At 74.6% G+C, this 14,757-nt stretch carries 14 protein-coding genes; 3 read left to right on the plus strand and 11 right to left on the minus strand.

Annotated features, from left to right (window positions below; translation table 11 throughout):
- Window positions 1-126 precede the first annotated feature (126 nt).
- Window positions 127-1,083: a type IV toxin-antitoxin system AbiEi family antitoxin domain-containing protein gene (locus WD250_16935; GenBank protein ID MEX2621901.1), complete on the plus strand. Its 957-nt coding sequence runs from the start codon at window positions 127-129 to the stop codon at window positions 1,081-1,083.
- A gap of 165 nt (window positions 1,084-1,248) precedes the next feature.
- A complete protein-coding gene (locus tag WD250_16940; protein MEX2621902.1) occupies window positions 1,249-1,788 on the plus strand; it encodes a hypothetical protein in 540 nt (179 codons plus the stop codon).
- Window positions 1,789-1,809: 21 nt separating this feature from the next.
- Here the strand turns inward: WD250_16940 and WD250_16945 are convergent, their stop codons facing one another.
- The 4 genes from WD250_16945 to WD250_16960 form a co-directional block, all read right to left on the minus strand.
- The gene (locus WD250_16945) at window positions 1,810-2,994 is read right to left on the minus strand and encodes an ABC transporter permease (GenBank protein MEX2621903.1); all 1,185 of its coding nucleotides are present in this window, start codon (window positions 2,992-2,994) and stop codon (window positions 1,810-1,812) included.
- On the minus strand, window positions 2,991-3,749 hold the full coding sequence (locus tag WD250_16950) for an ABC transporter ATP-binding protein (protein MEX2621904.1): 759 nt from the start codon (window positions 3,747-3,749) through the stop codon (window positions 2,991-2,993). The genes WD250_16945 and WD250_16950 overlap by 4 nt, the downstream gene beginning before the upstream one ends.
- Entirely contained in the window at window positions 3,746-5,128 is a 1,383-nt protein-coding gene (locus tag WD250_16955) for an efflux RND transporter periplasmic adaptor subunit (GenBank protein ID MEX2621905.1), read from the minus strand. The genes WD250_16950 and WD250_16955 overlap by 4 nt, the downstream gene beginning before the upstream one ends.
- A gap of 79 nt (window positions 5,129-5,207) precedes the next feature.
- Window positions 5,208-5,513, minus strand: a complete 306-nt coding sequence (locus tag WD250_16960) for a hypothetical protein (GenBank protein MEX2621906.1) — start codon at window positions 5,511-5,513, stop codon at window positions 5,208-5,210.
- A gap of 214 nt (window positions 5,514-5,727) precedes the next feature.
- Here WD250_16960 and WD250_16965 point away from each other — a divergent pair, with 214 nt between their 5' ends.
- Window positions 5,728-7,254 carry a sialidase family protein gene (locus WD250_16965; GenBank protein ID MEX2621907.1) on the plus strand — a complete coding sequence of 509 codons (1,527 nt, stop codon included), beginning with the start codon at window positions 5,728-5,730 and terminating at the stop codon, window positions 7,252-7,254.
- A gap of 129 nt (window positions 7,255-7,383) precedes the next feature.
- Here the strand turns inward: WD250_16965 and proC are convergent, their stop codons facing one another.
- The 7 genes from proC to WD250_17000 all read right to left on the minus strand — a co-directional run bounded on the left by proC (window position 7,384) and on the right by WD250_17000 (window position 14,620).
- Complete coding sequence (proC, locus tag WD250_16970; GenBank protein MEX2621908.1) at window positions 7,384-8,193, minus strand: pyrroline-5-carboxylate reductase; 810 nt, start codon at window positions 8,191-8,193, stop codon at window positions 7,384-7,386.
- 148 nt (window positions 8,194-8,341) lie between these two features.
- Complete coding sequence (locus WD250_16975) at window positions 8,342-10,237, minus strand: hypothetical protein (GenBank protein MEX2621909.1); 1,896 nt, start codon at window positions 10,235-10,237, stop codon at window positions 8,342-8,344.
- A gap of 373 nt (window positions 10,238-10,610) precedes the next feature.
- On the minus strand, window positions 10,611-11,906 hold the full coding sequence (locus WD250_16980; protein ID MEX2621910.1) for a glycosyltransferase: 1,296 nt from the start codon (window positions 11,904-11,906) through the stop codon (window positions 10,611-10,613).
- Window positions 11,890-12,312 carry a helix-turn-helix transcriptional regulator gene (locus tag WD250_16985; GenBank protein ID MEX2621911.1) on the minus strand — a complete coding sequence of 141 codons (423 nt, stop codon included), beginning with the start codon at window positions 12,310-12,312 and terminating at the stop codon, window positions 11,890-11,892. The genes WD250_16980 and WD250_16985 overlap by 17 nt, the downstream gene beginning before the upstream one ends.
- Before the next feature lie 47 nt (window positions 12,313-12,359).
- On the minus strand, window positions 12,360-13,325 hold the full coding sequence (locus WD250_16990) for an asparaginase (protein ID MEX2621912.1): 966 nt from the start codon (window positions 13,323-13,325) through the stop codon (window positions 12,360-12,362).
- 49 nt (window positions 13,326-13,374) lie between these two features.
- Entirely contained in the window at window positions 13,375-13,944 is a 570-nt protein-coding gene (locus WD250_16995) for a hypothetical protein (protein MEX2621913.1), read from the minus strand.
- 157 nt (window positions 13,945-14,101) lie between these two features.
- Window positions 14,102-14,620, minus strand: a complete 519-nt coding sequence (locus WD250_17000) for an inorganic diphosphatase (protein ID MEX2621914.1) — start codon at window positions 14,618-14,620, stop codon at window positions 14,102-14,104.
- Window positions 14,621-14,757 lie beyond the last annotated feature (137 nt).

Raw genomic sequence — 14,757 nt, forward strand, 5'->3', positions numbered from 1 at the left:
GGGTGTAACCGCGAGTAACGCGAGTTCTGGCAGGGTTACTCGCCGGTAACCCGCCGCGACCCGGCGGTTGTCCCCAAGTTGGGACCGGATCTCCCACGGCACTCATGGCAGGGCCATCCTGACGAGATGCGCACCCTGCCCCAGCCGGTCCTGCAGATGACGAGCCGCCAGCTCGGGCTGGCCAGTCGCGCTCAGCTGCTGGTGGTCGTGCGCCGCCTTGGCCTGGCCGCCCCCGCCATCGACTTCTGGGTGCGGCGGGGCCACCTCGAGGTCGTCTACCGCGGCGTGTACCGGCTCGCCGGCTGCCCGACCTCCCACGAGCAGGACGCGCTGGCCAAGGTCCTGCGGGCGGGCGACGGGGCCGCGGCCGGCGGCGAGATGACCCTCGGGCTCTTCCGCTTCGAGGGCTTCCGGCTGGCGCAGGGCGGGACGGGCGTGCTGGTGCCCACCGGCCGGCGCGTCACCGGGGTGCCGTTTCCAATCCGTGCCACCGCCCTGCCGCACGGACACCGCGCCACGGTGGCGCGGGTGCCGGCGCTGACGCCCACCCGCGCGCTCGTGGAGTACGCCCATGCCGAGCAGGGCAAGCGCTGGCGGGTGACCTTCGACGATGCCTGCCGCCGCCGCCTGACGTTTCCCGAACGGCTCCGCCAGTGCGCCCGCACCCTGCTCCCGCACCCGGGTGCGCTGGCCTGCCTGACCCTGCTGGGTGACCCGTCCGTCAGCGGTCTGGAGAGCGAGGGGGAGCGCGGCCTCGACTGGCTGGTGCGTGACATCGAGCCCGCGCCCGAGTGGCAGGTGACCGACCTCGTACCGGGCCGGCGGCTCGACTTCGCCTGGCGCGAGGCGCTGTTCGCCGTCGAGTACGACGGGCGCGACCACCACGTGCTGCCGACCGACCGCGACCACGACGGCCTGCGCGACCTGGAGGCGGCGGAGAACGGCGTGCAGGTGCTCCGCATCACCGCCGGCATGCTGCGCGACGACCCTGACCGCACCCGCGCGATGGTCATCCGCGCACTACGCCGGCGTCTGGCCGAGCAAGCGGTCCTGCGCACCGAGCGCGCACGCGATGCGGACTAGGCCTGGACTAGGCCGGATGGTTGCGCGGGACCGTGCCTCCGAAGGGGACAGACCGCACCGGGTGGGGGCGGGGACCGCGCCCCCCCGGCCCGGTATCCTCGTGGCACACCGCGCAACCGGCGCGAGCCGCCCCCGTCACCGCAGTCGACGCCACAGGGAGAGCGCATGGCCACGCAGACCCAGTTCACCGCCCAAGCCACCTACGCCGACATGGAGGGTGCGCGCCGGGCGATCGCGGCGCTGGAGCGCGCGGGGATCCCGGGGTCGGACATCACGCTGGAAGGCGCCGGCGCCGAGGCGGCCCGCGCGGACACCGACCAGAGCGACGCAGACGAGGCCTTCGCCACCGAGGCCATCCGCTCGGTGCTGGTCGGCGGCGCGCTCGGCGCCCTTGTCGGTGTGCTGGGCGGGCTGATCGGCGGGGTCATCTGGCTCGGCGGCCAGGGCGTGTACCTGGCGTCGATCGCCGGGCTGTTCGGCGGCGGGGGCCTCGGGTTCCTGGTCGGTGCGATCGCCCGCGTCCAGGAGAGCGAGGCGTCCGAGCTGACCTACAGCGACGCCGAGGGCAAGCCCGTCGTCGTGGCCGTGCACACCCAGAGCCGCAAGGACTGCGAAACCGCCATGGAGCAGCTGCGCGACACCGACCCTGCCCCCCAGGACGTGCGGTCGCGCGACGAGGAGGACACGGCCGCCGCGGACGCGTAGCGCACCCCGCCGCCGGCGGCGCTACTCGTAGCGCAGCGCCACCACCGGGTCCAGGCGCCCCGCCCGCCGGGCGGGGAACACCCCGAACGCCACGCCGACGCCGACGCTGACGCCGAACGCGAGCGCCACGCTCCAGGCGGTGACCGTGGCGGGCAGCGGCGTGAGCCGCTCGGCCACGGTGGCCAGGCCGAGTCCCGCCCCGATGCCGAGCACGCCGCCGACCCCGCAGAGCAGGACCGCCTCGACGAGGAACTGCAGGGTGATGTCGCGGGTGCGGGCCCCGAGCGCCTTGCGCAGCCCGATCTCGCGGGTGCGCTCGGACACGCTCACCAGCATGATGTTGCTGACCCCGATCCCCCCGACGAGCAGGCTGATCCCGGCGATCGCGGCGAGGACCAGCGTCAGCGTGTCGAGGATCTCCCCGGCGACGCCCAGGATCTCCTCCTGGGTGACGACGCTGAACTCCTCATCGTCGAAGCGCAGGGCCAGCTCCGCGCGCACCTCCTCGGCGACGCGCCCCAGCACGTCGGACTCGGGGGCCTTCACGAAGATCGTGTCGACCCGCCGCGTGCCGAACAGCCGCTGCGCCGCCGTGATCGGCACCATGACCTGCGCGTCGCGGTCCACGCCGAGCGTCGCGCCGAGGCGCTCCACCACCCCGACGACCCGGAAGCGCAGGCCGGCGACGGTGACGGTGCGCCCGAGCGGGTCGGCGTCCCCGAACAGCCCCGCCGCGGCGCTGGCGCCGAGGACGGCGACGCGCCGGCCGGTGAGCACGTCGGACTCGGTCAGGAACTCGCCGCGGGCGACCGGACGGTTCACGACCACGTCGAAGTCCTCGGTCACGCCGAGGACGCTCGCGAACGCCGACACGCCGCCGGCGCGCACGGTCTCGCCGCTGGCCAGGTTGCCGGTGACCGCGGCGCGCCCGGCCAGGCGCCGGTCGATGCGCTCGACGTCGTCCAGGCTGAACTTCGACAGCGTGGGTGCGGCCCCGAACTCGAACGTGCCGGGCGCCACGATCAGCAGGTTCGAGCCGAGGTCCTCCACGCCGGCGGTGACCTCGTCGCGCGCGCCCGTGCCGACCGCGACGAGCAGCACGACGCTCATCACGCCGATGACCACGCCGAGGGTCGTGAGCGCGGCCCGCAGCCGGTTCGCGGCGATGGCGGTGGCCGCGACCTTGGTCGCCTCGGTGAGCCTCACCCGTCCACGTCCGACACGTCGGCCGAGATCAGCCCGTCACGGATCGCGATGCGCCGCGGTGCCTGCGCGGCCACCTCGGGGTCGTGGGTGATCACGACCAGCGCCATCCCGGCCTCGGCGTTCAGGCCCCGGAGGATGTCGAGCACCTCGTGGCCGGTGGCGGTGTCGAGGTTGCCCGTGGGCTCGTCTGCGAGCAGCAGGCGCGGCCCGGTGACCAGCGCCCGGGCGATCGCCACGCGCTGCTGCTCGCCGCCCGACAGCTGCGCGGGGCGGTGGCCGGTGCGGTGGCTGAGGCCGACCGCGTCGAGGGCCGCGGCGGCGCGCTCGCGCCGCTCGCCGCGCCCGACCCCGCGGTACACCAGCGGCAGCCCCACGTTGGCCAGCGCCGAGGTGCGCGCCAGCAGCTGGAACTGCTGGAACACGAACCCGATCTCGTGGTTGCGCAGGTCGGCGAGCTCGGCGTCGGACAGGCCCGTCACGTCGCGGCCCGAGAAGGCCACGGTGCCGGTGCTCGGGCGGTCGAGCGCCCCGAGCAGGTGCAGCAGCGTCGACTTGCCCGACCCGCTCGGGCCGACGATGGACACGAACTCGCCGGGGGCGATGGTGAAGGACACCCCGCGCAGGGCGTGCACGACGGCGGCGTCCTCGCGCTCCCGCCGCCGGGACCCCAGGACGTAGGAGCGGGTCACGTCGGCGACGTCGACGACCGCCAGGCCCGCGGGCACCGTGGTGGCGCTGGCACCCACCGCCGTCACGAGCTGTCCGCGGACGGCGCGCCGGCGCGCACCTCGTCGCCGTCGCCCAGCCCCTCGAAGCCCGAGACCACGACGGCCTCGTCGCGCGCCAGGTCCCCGTCGACGGCGGCGCGCTCGTCGCCGAGGACGGCCACCGTCACCTCCACCGCCTCGGCCCGCCCGTCGCGGACGACGAACACGACCGTGCCGTCGTCGCGGCGCACCAGCGCGCGGGAGGGCACGACCAGCGCGGCGTCGACGGTCCGCGTGGCGATCTCGACGCTGGCGGTCATGCCGACGCGCACGCCGGTGAGGTCCGCGGTGTCCGGACCGGTGATGCGGACGCGGGCGGGGAAGCCCACGCCGCCGGCCTCGGTGGTGGCCGCCTCGATGTCGACCGACTCGACCACGCCGTCGAACTCGACCTCCGAGAACGCGTCGATCAGGACGGTGGCGGGCTGGCCGGCGCCGACGGTGGGGGCGTCGACCTCGTCGACGTCGGCGGTGACGTACAGCGTGGACAGGTCGTAGACGGTGAACAGCGTCTGCCCGGCGGTCACCGGGGCGCCGACGCGCAGCGTCCCGCCGCCAGCGGCGCCAGGCAGGCCGGTCAGCCCGCCGGCCAGGCCGGGGGGCAGCTCCAGCCCGGGCGGCAGCCCCGCGGCGGGTGCCCCGTCGGTGGCGGCCCCGCCCCCGAGCTGGATGGTCCCATCGAAGGGCGCGACGGCGACGAGCCCGTCGGCCTGGCGGGCGGCGACCGCGGCGGCGGCGTCGGCCTGGGCGCGCTGGGCCGCGGTGGCCTGCGCCACCGCCTGGTTCAACGCGTCGGTGAGGCTGGCGGCCGTCTGGTCCTGGCCGGCGGCCACCGCGTCGCCCGCGGCCAGCAGCGCCGCGCGGGTCGTGAGGTAGGACGCCTCGACGGCGTCGACCGCGCTCAGCGCGGCGGCACGCTGGTCGTCGGCGGCGACCTCGCCGGCGCGGGCGCGCGCCTCTGCGATGCGCGGGCGGGTCTCGGCGTCCAGCTGGGCGACGGCCTCGGCGGTGCGGGCCCGGCTCGCGTCGCCCCCGCCGTCCACGGTGATGCCGGCTGCGGCTGCCGCCGACTGCGCGGCGGCGGCCTGCTCGCGGGCGAGGTCCACCTGACTGGACTCCAGGCGCACGACCGGCTGCGCGCCCACGACCGCGTCGCCGTCGGCGGCGTCGAGCGCGACGACCACGCCGGAGACCGCGGCGGCGACGTCCTGGCGGGCGGCGGCGTCGACCCGGGCGGGCGCCGAGACCCGCTCGACCACCTCCCCCGAGCTCACCGGCGTGGTCTCGACCGCGGGCCGGTCATCGCCGAAGCACCCGGCGGACAGGGCCAGCGCAAGCAGGACAGCCACGAGCCGCGGGGAAGGCATCGAGCTCCATGCTACGTGCGAGCAACGCGAAACGGCGCCCCGAAAGGGGCGCCGTCCGGCGGTTCGTCGAACGGTGCGGTCAGTCCTCGTCGGTGGCGACCGGTGCGAGCAGGTCGGGCAGATCGAAGGCCAGGTCGGCGAGGTGCCCGGAGCAGCAGCGGTGCGCTTCGAGGTGGCCGGGCATCTCCTGCTCGACGGCGCTACGAAGCGCCTGCACGCGGGCGGTGGCGTCAAGGGGCGCGACTGCGGCCATGTCAGCCGACTCGACCACGGTGGCCACGGCCTTGCGGCAGCAGCCGAACACGGGGGTGTCATCGCGCCAGGCACCCTCGAACTCGCGGAGGAGCGCGTCGGTGGTGGCGGTGGCGGTGGCAGGCATCGTCACGATAGCTCCTGCTTCCTGCGTCGATTGTGTCGCGTGCCCTGCCAAGGCTACCCGCACGCGGGCCTGACGCAACGGGGCCGGTCCACGCGCCGATGTTTTCCGGACGCCCCGCGCGGGTCGATGGCGGTTCGGCGCCTACCTGATGGGTGCACGTACCGGGGGCGCGGCCACCGGTTAGGTTGTCGCGCACGGGGGCTGGTCAGGTGGGCTGACCATGCAGGCGAGCAATCCGAAGGGGTCGACGGATGCGGGCACGCACGGTTGCGTCAGCGATGATGGTCTTGGGCATGGCGGTGGGCATGCGACCCGGGGCCACTCCTCCCCCCAGATCGCGGTCAGCCCGACGACCGGCACGCTCGCGATCGTCTCGTCGGACGTCCGCACCAGGAAGACCTGCGACCTCCACCTGTCCGTCGATGACGGGGCCAGCTGGTTCGAGGGCGCCAGCCCGATGCTGGAGCCCTTCACCGACTGCTCGGGCTACGCGATCAACGGCCCGTACGCGACCATCGCCTACGACCGCGAGGGGACGCTGCTCGTGGCGCTGGTGGCCAACGACCCGGAGCTCAGCGACCTGCCCCGCCCCGACCGGCCGCGCTCGGTCTTCCTCGCGCGCTCGACCGACGACGGGCGCAGCTTCGACACCACGATCGTGTACGAGGCGCCCGAGGACGTCACCGACGATCCGCGCACGAACAACCAGCGGCCCATGGTGGTATTGGACCCGAACGACCCCGACAACGTGTATGTCTCGTGGCTGCAGCGCGGCGTGGACACCGGCCACCGGGCGCTGGTCGCCGCGTCGACCGACGGCGGACGGACCTTCGGCGAGCCGGCGCAGCTGAGCGACGACGACGACCACGGTGGCTACCAGGCCCGGGTGGCCGTGGACCACGAGGGCACCGTGCACGCGATCTTCCCGTCGGCGGGCTACGCCGACCCCCGCCCCGACGAGCCGATCGTGCGCCCGATCTTCTACACCCGCTCCACCGACGGGGGCGAGACCTGGCCGGAGGCCATCGAGATCGACGAGGGCAACGCCGAGTTCAGCTTCAACCGCAAGCACGAGCTGGCCGCCGACCCCGACACCGGGACGCTGTACGCGGCCTGGTACGGCCACCCCGACGCCCGCGCGGAGCGACCCGACGCCGACTCCGACCTGTTCGTGCGGGTCTCCACCGACGGGGGCGACACCTGGAGCGACCGGGTGGTCGTCAACGACGACGAGGGCGGCGCGATGCAGTACAACGCCGGGATCGCCGTGGCGCCCGACGGGCGCGTGGACCTGGCCTGGCTGGACTTCCGCGACAGCCCCATGCCCGAGGGCGAGGGCGCGGTCGGCAACGACGGCGGGTTCAACGACGTCTACTACGCCAGCTCGACCGACCAGGGCGCGACCTGGAGCGACAACCTGCGCGTCAGCGACCGGTCGATCGACCGGCGCATCGGCGTGTGGTCCAACAACATGCACAGCCACACCAACGTGGGGATCGCCTCCACCGACGACGTCGTGTACCTCGCCTGGCAGGACACCCGCGCCGGCGACGCGGACACCCAGTCCGAGGACATCTACTTCGCGACGGTCCGCAGGACGGGGACCGACGACGAGTCCGCCGGGCTGTTGACCGGCGTGCCCACGTGGCTGGTGGTGGGCGCGGCGCTGCTGCTCGGCATGGGGCTCGCGGCGGCGGCGGCGGGCGCGATGGCGCGCCGCTCCGGGCGCGCTCCGGCCGGCGCCTGATGGGGGCCGCCGCCGCCGGCCGGCGCCTGATGGGGGCCGCCGCCGCCGGCCGGCGCCGCGTCGGCCTCGTCCTGCGCGCGGGCCGGAACCGCGGAGAACCGCCTCCGCAGGCTCCAGCGATTCACGGGGTCAGCCCCCGGCGAGCTCGGCGGAGCGGGCGCGGGCGGCCTCGACCGCGTCGAGGACCGCGGCCCGCAGCCCCCGCTGCTCCAGGACATGGAGGGCGGCGAGGGTCGTGCCGCCCGGCGAGCTCACGGCCTCGCGCAGCTCTGCGGGGCGCCGGCCGGTGTCGCGCAGCATCGTCGCGCTGCCGACCACGGTCTGGATCACCAGCTCGGTGGCGACCTCGCGGGGCAGCCCGACGGCGATGCCCGCGTCGATCATCGCCTCGGCGAGCAGGAAGACGTAGGCGGGCCCCGACCCCGACACGGCAGTGACGGCGTCGAGGTCGCGCTCCTCGACGTGGACCACCCGGCCGACGTGGCCGAGGATCTCCTCGGCGAGGCGCACGTGCTCGTCGCCGGCGGCCCGCCCCGGGGCGATCGCGCTCATCGCCTCGTCGACCTGCACCGGCACGTTGGGCATGACCCGCACGATCGGGGTGCCCGTGGGGACGAGCTCGGCGATGGCCGCGGTCGTGATGCCGGCCGCCACCGAGACGATCGTGTGGCGCACGGTGACCCGCGGGGCGATGTCGACGAGCAGGTCCCGCAGGTTCTGCGGCTTGGTGGCCAGCACCAGCACGTCAGCGGCCGCGGTGGCGCCCGGCGAGTCGGTGTCGGCCCGCACCCCGTAGGTCTCGGCCAGCACCCGGGCGCGCTCGGGATCGCGCACGGTGCACCACAGCTGGTCGGGCCGGGCCCACCCCGAGCGCAGCAGCCCGCCCAGCAGGGCCTCGCCCATGTGCCCGGTCCCGAGAATCGCCAGTGTGCCGTTCATGGCGGGCAGGCTACCGCGCCGGCGCGCCGGGCCCGGGGGCGCCGGGCCCGGTGGCCCCAAGGGAATCGGGAACCGGGACATGCGAAAGCCCGCGGCATCCCTGCCGCGGGCTTCGCGTTCCCGCCGAGGCGAGGTCAGTGCATGGTGGCTACTTGCCCGAGCCCAGCTTGGACTCGGCCAGGGGGCCCAGTCGGCGGCGCGTGAACCAGGTCACGGCACCGGCGCCGACCATCAGCGCCAGGGCCAGGCCCATGCCCGTGCCACCGGTGCGCGGCAGCGCGCCACTGGGTGTCGGGTCCGCCGGCGGCGTCGCGTCGATCGGGGTGGTGTGGCCGGCGGCCGCACCGAAGTTCGACACGCTCTCCATCCCGGGGCCGGACAGCTGCAGGCTCGGGAGCCCGAGGCCGCCGAGGTTGCCACCGAGCAGGCTGTCGACCACGCCGGTGACCGTGCCGAGCAGTCCGCCGATACCGGCGACCTGCTGCGCCTCGACGCTCTGGGCCGAGAAGGCACCGCCGGACGAGCCGAGCAGGCCGCCCAGGAGGTCGAACTCACCGAGCAGACCGTCCACGGCGCCCAGCAGGCCGGCGTCCACGCCGCCCAGGCCGAGGCCCAGGTTGCTGAGGTCGATCCCCAGGTTCAGCGGGGTGACCGCTGCCCGGGAGACCTGGAAGTCGCCGTCGGTGCCGACGTTCTCGATGATCTCCAGGCCGCCGACGTCGACGACGCCGTCGAGCACGCCGCTGACGATCGGCAGGTTGCCGAGCAGTCCGGTGAGCGTGCCGGGCAGGCCCGACAGGCCGCTCTTCAGCGCGTCGCAGCCGTCCACCACCGAGCCGAGGCCGAGGATGGACACGCCGCCCGCGTCGCAGACCGCCGTGGCGTGCGCGTCGTCGCCGGCGGCGCTGCTGACCCCGAGGGTCAGGGCGTCAAGCGCCAGCAGGTCGGTGCCGGTCAGGCCGTCGAGCAGGCCCGTCACGGTGTCGAGCAGGCCGGTGACCAGTCCGAGCAGGCCCTCGAGCAGGCCGGTCAGCGTGTCGACCAGGCCCATGACCGTGTCGAGCAGGCCCTCGAGCTCGGCGAGCTCCAGGTTGGCGACGTTGAGCAGCTCGGCCGTGTCGGTGAAGCTCCCCAGGTTGTCGCACAGCGGCAGGATCGCGAGCAGCCCCTCGCAGGCGCCACCTTCCAGCAGCGCGGTCGCCTCCTCCAGGCTCAGGCCGCCGGTGATGTCACCGATGGCGCCCTCGAGCAGGTCGATCTGGCCGACGAGCCCGTCGATGCTGCCCAGCAGGTTCTCGAGGCCGAGGCCGCCGAGCAGGCCGTCCAGGGTGGTGGTGACGCTGCTGATGTCGGTCAGCGAGCCGGTCAGCTGACCGACGACCGCGTCGAGCTCCAGCTCGGTCAGCTCGAGGTCACCGAGCAGGCCGAGCAGCGACCCGAGGTCGAGGTTCTCCAGCAGGTCGAGGCCGAGCAGGTCACCGAGGCCGAGGTCCAGGCCGGTGAGGACCGCGCCGTTCTGGGCGGCCGCCTGCGTGCCGTTGGCCGTGGACTGCGAGCCGCTCTCGGGGAGGATGACCCCGAGGCCGGCGATCTCTGTGACGCCGGTGAGGCTGGCGGTCAGCGCGTCGATGGTGGACAGCGCGTTGCCGTCCTCGACGAGGGCCCTCATCTGGCCGACCCCGACGGTGCCGATGCCATTGACGTCGGCGGACTCGCCGCCGGCTTCGGGGTTGTCCCTGGAGTTGGCGCTGATCTCCTGGCCCATGGCCAGCAGCTGCGACAGCGCGAAGGGCTCACCGTTGCCGCGCGCGTTGCGCTCGGCGTTGGTGTCCGTCGACGCGTAGCTGAGCAGCGAGCCCAGGTCCAGGTCGTTGACCAGGTCGCCCACGAGGGGCAAACCCTGGATGTCGAGCTTGAGGATGTCCAGGCTCGTGGTGGCGGTACCGACGTCGCCGGGGGTGGCGGCAGCGGCCCCGGTGGTGGGTAGCGCCACGAGGGCGAGCACGGTGAACAGTGCGAGGAAGCGGCGACTCAGACGACTCATGTGGCACCTCATGTGTTGGTGGGCCGCCCCCCAGGGAGTCGGCGTGGACTGCTAGGGAGGGAGCTCATTCCGGAGCGTTCTCCCGTTACAACAAGCATCAACGAGCGGGCTGCAACCGGGCTATGGCCTGGCGGGGTGGTCTTTGTCTGAGCCCTTGTGACTAGTTACCGCTGCCGTCCGTCCCGGCGGCGTGGCCCGGTCGAGCACGAGCAGCCCCACCGAAACCGTCGCCATCACGACAGATCGCACTACGACGACCGGCCTCCCCAAAGGGCAGGGCGGGCGCGTGGCGAGCCGAGACTAACTGATGCGCGCAGGTAGGGCCAGGGATGCGGGCCGTTGCCCTGTATCGGTCGGACAGGGGCGGGCGCGCTCACGTGCCGGTGGCGGCCCGTTCTTGGCGCCCGGCGCCGGCGAGGACCAGCCGGTAGACCCGCAGGGTCGCGGCTGCGGTGCGGGCCCAGGAGTAACGCGCCGCCCGGGCCTGCCCCGCCCTGCCGGCCGCGGTGCGGCTGGTCGCGTCGGTGAGGTAGGGCGCCAGCGCGGCGGCGAAGCGGACAGGGTCGGCGCCGTCGACCAGCGTGCCGCCGCCCTCGGTGCCGACGACCTGGGTGAGCCCGCTGACGGCCGAGCCGACGACGGGCGTCCCGCACGCCTGCGCCTCCAGGGCGACCAACCCGAAGCTCTCCGAGCGGCTCGGCATGATCACGGCGTCGGCGGCGCGGTACAGCTGCGCGAGCTCGTCCTGGCGCCGCGGCGCGAGCAGCGCCACGCGATCGGCCACGCCGAGCTCCGCCGCCAGGCGGCGCAGGTCCTCGGGGTCGGTGCGGCCGCGACCGTGCCCGCTGGGCCCGCCGACGATCAGCAGGCGGGTGGGCACCCCATCGTCGGGCAGCAGCCGGTCGAGGGCGGCCAGGGTGCGGACCGCGACGTCGGGGCCCTTCAGCGGCTGCAGCCGACCCACGAACAAGACGATGCGTCCGCCCCCGAGCGACTGGCGGGCGGCGTGGCGGTCCCCGTCGGCGGAGAAGACCTCGAGGTCGACGCCGGGCTCGATGACGTGCACCTTGCCGGGGTGCGCGCCGTAGCGGTCGGCGAGCATCGCGCGTTCGCCGGGGGTGGGCGCGATGACCGCATCGGCGTCGGCCACGACCCGGTCCTCGGCGGCCAGGCGCAGCGCGGGCTCGGGCACGTCGCCGGGCGCCAGGGTGTCGTTCTTGGCGCGGGCGAGGGTGTGGAAGCTCTGCACCAGCGGCAGGCCGAGCCGGCGGCTGGCCTGGCGACCCACCCATCCGCCCATCCAGTAGTGGCCGTGCACCAGGTCCAGGTCGCCCGTGGCCGGATGGGCCGCCAGGGCGAGGTAGAAGGCGCACAGGTGGCTCGCCACGTCGGACTTCGACAGGGCCGGCGGGCCGGCCTCGATGTGGTGGACGCGCACCCCCGGCTCGGGCTGCACCGTCGGCGGCAGGTCACGGCCGGCGGCGCGGGTGAAGATGTCCACCGCCACGCCCGCTGCGGCCAGCTGGCGGGCCAGGGAGAGGATGTAGACGTTCATCCCGCCGCTGTCGCCCGTGCCGGGCTGCGCCAGCGGCGACGTGTGCACGCTCAGCAGCCCGACCCGGCGGGGCTCGGGTGCGGGCAGCTGGGGATGCTCACCGCGCGTCGTCACCCGGCGAACCATACCCGGCATCGGTGCGGGCCGGGTCGGGGACCTGCCGGTCGGAGGCCTGCCGGAAGGACAAGTACACCTCGAGCAGCGCACGCTTCTGCTTCTCGGTGAGGGAGGGCTCGGCGAGGATCTGGGCGCCGAGGTCGCCGTCGCGCTCCTCGAGGATGCCGGCTTTGACGTAGAGGGTCTCGGCGCTGATGCGCAGCGCCTTCGCGATCCCCTGGAGGATCTCCGCCGACGGTTTGCGCAGCCCGCGCTCGATCTGGGACAGGTACGGGTTGGACACCCCGGCCATGGACGCGAGGTTGCGCAGCGACAGCTGAGCGCTGGTGCGCTGCTCCCGGATGTACGCGCCGAGGTCGCGCACCCTGTTCGCGGCCGCATGGGCCGCGTCGCTGGTGTCCATGTCCGAGCCTCCGTCGTCGGTCGTCTGCGCCCCGTCCTACCCGGTTCCTACCCCGCCGGCAGCTCGGCCGCCCAGTCCACGACGTACGGGGTGGCCTCGACCCATCCCTGCGGCTGACCGGCGGGGGGGATCGCGGTGCGCAGCAGGTCGCCCGGGACGGTGGCGCCCAGGGCGCGCAGCACCGCCGCGACCGGCGGTGCGGGCGCGCGGTTGGCCCCGTCGGCGATCTTGACCGCCACCCCCACCGGACCGCGGTGGGTCATGAGACCGGCCGCGAGCACCCCCTCGGCTCCCCGCTTGGCCACGACCCGGGCGTCGGCGGCCATGAGGGCGCTGTCGGCGCACCCCGGCCCCCCGACCAGCTCGGGGTGGGCGGTCATGGCCGCCAGGACCTCGCCCGTCGGCGCGCCCCGCGCCAGGCGGGCGTACGCGACGGCCACCCGCATGAGCGGCAGCCGCCAGGCCGGGGCGCCGCAGCCGTCGACCGCGGGTCCGGTGGGGGCCGTGCCGGCGAGCTCGGCCAGGGTGTCGCGCACCTGCTGCTGCAGGGGCGCGCCCTCGTCGAGGTAGCCCGCCGGCTCGCCGCCGGCGGCGGTGTGCGCCCAGAGGAAGGCGGCGTGCTTGCCCGAGCAGTTGTGGGCGAGCGGCGTCGGTGCGTCCGCGGCGCGCAGGGCGGCGGTGTCGTGCGGCCAGGCGGGCGGGCAGCGCAGAGCCGACTCGTCCAGGCCGGCGCAGGCCAGCAGGCGCCCGGCCTCGACCCGGGCGGCGGGCGCGCCGGTGTGGGAGGCGCAGGCGATCGCCAGGCCCAGCGGGGCGATCGCCTGCCCGGTGGTGGCGAGCAGCCGCTGGGTGGCCAGCGCCTGGAACGGCTTGAGGGCGGAACGGGGGAAGACCAGCGCGTCGACGTCGCCCAGCCCGCCGATCAGGGTGCCGTCGGCGTCGGCGACCGCGAGGGCCCCCTGGTGGGCGGACTCGACGACGCCACCGCGGGTGACCTGGACGAGGACCCTCAGCGGTCGTCCACCGCGTGGTCGCGCTCGACCTCGACCTCGACGGGTGCGCTCACTGCTGGTCGGTGCCGGACGCCCAACCGGATGCGCGCAGGATGTCGTCGGCGACCAGGCTGCCGTCGGTCAGCCTGGCGGCCACCTCGGACTGCAAGCGGTCGAGGTGGTCGATGACCCGCCGGCGCAGGTCGGACACCGCACGCTCGTCGCTCGCCAGCCGCTCGTGCAGCTCGGCGAGCTCGCGGTCGCCGAGCTCGGGCAGGTTGCCGAACGACCACTCGGTGCGGTCGGCCTCCCGGCGGGTGTAGGTGGGGTCGGGGTCCGGGGTGAAGACCGGCGCGACCCGCGCCTGGGGGCTCCCGCTGCGGCTGGACGTGTCGTCGGCGAGGATCGAGGGCAGGGCGTCGACCAGGCGCTCGCCGTCGCCGGACTGCCGGCGGGCCCGTTCGGCGCGGACGATGTCGACGCGGCCCTGCAGCAGGCGCCGCTCGAAGCTCAGGCGCTCCTCCTCCTGCCGGCACTCGTCGCGCATCGTGCGGATCTCCGCTGTCGAGCGGTCCTCGAGACCGTCCAGGAAGTCGGACGCGGCGACCCGGTCGATCCGCCGTCGGCCCTGCTGTGCCATCTCGCGGCCCCTTCTCGTTCCGGACGTGCACCCCCCACGCTACCCGCGGCGCCCCGAGGGGGCGAGCAGTCACGCCCGGGGTGCGGGCCATGGGACGTGGCTCAGGGGACGTGGCTCAGGGGACGTGGCTCAGGGGACGTGGCTCAGGGGACGTGGCTCAGGGGACGGCGGGCCGGTCGGCCTCGGGCAGGTCGGCGAAGCGCTGGCGGTCCTTCGCGACCTCGCCGAGCGCGTCCTCGCGGTCACCGAAGCCGTCGACCTTGACCGACTTGCCCTCGAGGTCCTTGTAGATGGAGAAGAAGTGCCCGATCTCGGCGAGCAGGTGCTGGGGCACGTCGGCCAGCTCCTGCACATGCGACCAACGGGGGTCGGCCTGGGGCACGGTGATGATCTTGGCGTCCGGGCCCTTCTCGTCGGTCATCCAGAAGACGCCGACCACCCGGGCCGCGATGGTGCACCCGGGGAAGGTCGGCTCCCCGAGGATCACCAGCACGTCGAGGGGGTCGCCGTCCTCGGCCCACGTGCCCGGCAGGAACCCGTAGTCGCCGGGGTACTGCACGGCGCTGAAGAGCATCCGGTCGAGCATGAACCGGCGGGTCTCGTGGTCCCACTCGTACTTGTTGCGCGACCCCTTGGGGATCTCGACGAACACCTCGATCACGTCGCTGTCGCTCATGCGCGGCAGCGTATCGCCTCCGGTGGACTCGCTCAGCCCCTCCAGGACGGTCGCTGCGCGACTGCCACACCCGGCACAGCGGTGAATCGACCTCGCAGGCTCGGCCGATTCACGTGTCAGAGCCTCCAGGACGGTCG

This window comes from Egibacteraceae bacterium (genome assembly GCA_040905805.1).
GTDB lineage: Bacteria > Actinomycetota > Nitriliruptoria > Euzebyales > Egibacteraceae > DATLGH01.

What these genes read in the sequence shown, in the direction of transcription:
- WD250_16935 (MEX2621901.1), top strand. Translation starts at nt 127, where the DNA reads ATGCGCACCCTGCCCCAGCCGGTCCTGCAGATGACGAGCCGCCAGCTC.
- WD250_16940 (MEX2621902.1), top strand. Translation starts at nt 1,249, where the DNA reads ATGGCCACGCAGACCCAGTTCACCGCCCAAGCCACCTACGCCGACATG.
- WD250_16955 (MEX2621905.1), bottom strand. Translation starts at nt 5,128, where the DNA reads ATGCCTTCCCCGCGGCTCGTGGCTGTCCTGCTTGCGCTGGCCCTGTCC.
- WD250_16965 (MEX2621907.1), top strand. Translation starts at nt 5,728, where the DNA reads ATGCAGGCGAGCAATCCGAAGGGGTCGACGGATGCGGGCACGCACGGT.
- proC (MEX2621908.1), bottom strand. Translation starts at nt 8,193, where the DNA reads ATGAACGGCACACTGGCGATTCTCGGGACCGGGCACATGGGCGAGGCC.
- WD250_16975 (MEX2621909.1), bottom strand. Translation starts at nt 10,237, where the DNA reads ATGAGTCGTCTGAGTCGCCGCTTCCTCGCACTGTTCACCGTGCTCGCC.
- WD250_16985 (MEX2621911.1), bottom strand. Translation starts at nt 12,312, where the DNA reads ATGGACACCAGCGACGCGGCCCATGCGGCCGCGAACAGGGTGCGCGAC.
- WD250_16995 (MEX2621913.1), bottom strand. Translation starts at nt 13,944, where the DNA reads ATGGCACAGCAGGGCCGACGGCGGATCGACCGGGTCGCCGCGTCCGAC.
- WD250_17000 (MEX2621914.1), bottom strand. Translation starts at nt 14,620, where the DNA reads ATGAGCGACAGCGACGTGATCGAGGTGTTCGTCGAGATCCCCAAGGGG.